The 1,355-nt window shown below is 31.6% G+C and carries 1 protein-coding gene and 2 pseudogenes; 1 reads left to right on the forward strand and 2 read right to left on the reverse strand.

Annotation, left to right across the window (positions count from 1 at the left end):
* Window positions 1-89: 89 nt before the first annotated feature.
* Window positions 90-884, reverse strand: coding sequence for a hypothetical protein (locus tag NI462_RS14860; protein ID WP_253161228.1), 795 nt, complete (start codon window positions 882-884; stop codon window positions 90-92).
* Window positions 885-1,051: 167 nt separating this feature from the next.
* On the opposite strand from NI462_RS14860, the pseudogene NI462_RS14865 reads away from it, so the two are divergent.
* A pseudogene (locus tag NI462_RS14865) lies at window positions 1,052-1,144 on the forward strand (type II toxin-antitoxin system RelE/ParE family toxin); the annotation flags it as partial.
* 52 nt (window positions 1,145-1,196) lie between these two features.
* On the opposite strand, the pseudogene NI462_RS14870 reads toward NI462_RS14865, so the two are convergent.
* Window positions 1,197-1,355 (reverse strand): annotated as a pseudogene (locus NI462_RS14870) (IS6 family transposase); the annotation flags it as partial.

A 1,355-nucleotide genomic window follows, 5' to 3' on the forward strand; every position in this document is an offset into this window, starting at 1 on the left:
TTGTGCGGTAGATTTTGTGTGTAGGCTTCTTCATTTGAAAATTATATCGCTGAAAAAGCCTTTACAGATAGGTTTGTGCAACAAAGCCGTTAAGAACAATAGTTTTGTTTAAATTTTGAATAAGGGATATTTCTACGCTGTGTAAGATCTTTCCCTTTTAAATCATTGGCTAATTTATCTGATAATTCTTCACTAGATTTGATTTTGTCTGGAACCCATGAATAAGCATGTCTAGGTAAAATTTCAAAAAGATTATTCATACCTGGCACATAAGAATACTTAAATTCAGTATAAACTTGATCATAGAAGCCTTTACAAACTCTATCACTTTCTTTTGAAATTAAATTTCTATTCATAGATGTTGAGAAGTCATACAAGTTACCATTTGTGTATTCATAATTATACTTTTTCCCAGTTTCTGGACTTTGAGTTGTAGTTATTTTTATACCTGACTTAAGCTCTGAAATCGTAATATCTAATGACTCTTGGAATTCAATAGTTTCGGATTTAATTAATTTTGATAAATCATTAAACTCATATATAAAATAATGGTTTTCGGGGCTACTCATACCAAACCATCCGCCACATGTACTTGTTACAACATAAGTAGTCTGCTGTTGTTTATATATCTTTTCTAAGATTCCACATTGTGGATCGATCTCACTAATAAAACCAGCATTTCTATTACTGTTCTCAATAGCAAATGGATACTGTTTTATATATAACTCACTGTATTTATTTATTATTTTATATAAGCCAATATTTTCTGGATAGCCTTCATTATTCTTTGTAAGTTTGAATGGCTTAACTTCAACAGCATGAACAACACTACCTGTCATTATGAGAATAGTCAGTAGAAATATTTTAGAAAAAAGACTTTGCACTTTAAATACCTTATAAATTTAAATTTTAAAGCAATTTTAGCTACTAATTTAAATTAATACAGTGATTTAACATAACGGCTATTATACGAAATTAATGGATGTTCGTATAGATTACTTGCATATTGTATTCGATCGAATACAATATGGTGAGAAGATAAGGAATCCTCATGATTGAAATTAAACGTCTGCCAGAATTTGATGAATGGTTGGATGGCATTAAAGACAATATGACCCGTATTCGCCTGAATCGTAGATTAGATGGCACTGTTGCAAATAGTGATTTGAGTCGATGATGTTCCCTTTAAAAAGTGCTTAGAGACCGAAAACCCTGTTGATTAGACACACTTCACCCTGAGGCTGACCATAATAAAATGACGATACTTGTCCTTTACGTAGTGCACGCATGACTTCAATACCTTTAATTGTGGCATAAGCCGTCTTCATAGATTTGAATCCTAATGTGGCCCTGAT

Source organism: Acinetobacter lwoffii (assembly GCF_024129715.1).
GTDB lineage: Bacteria > Pseudomonadota > Gammaproteobacteria > Pseudomonadales > Moraxellaceae > Acinetobacter > Acinetobacter lwoffii_U.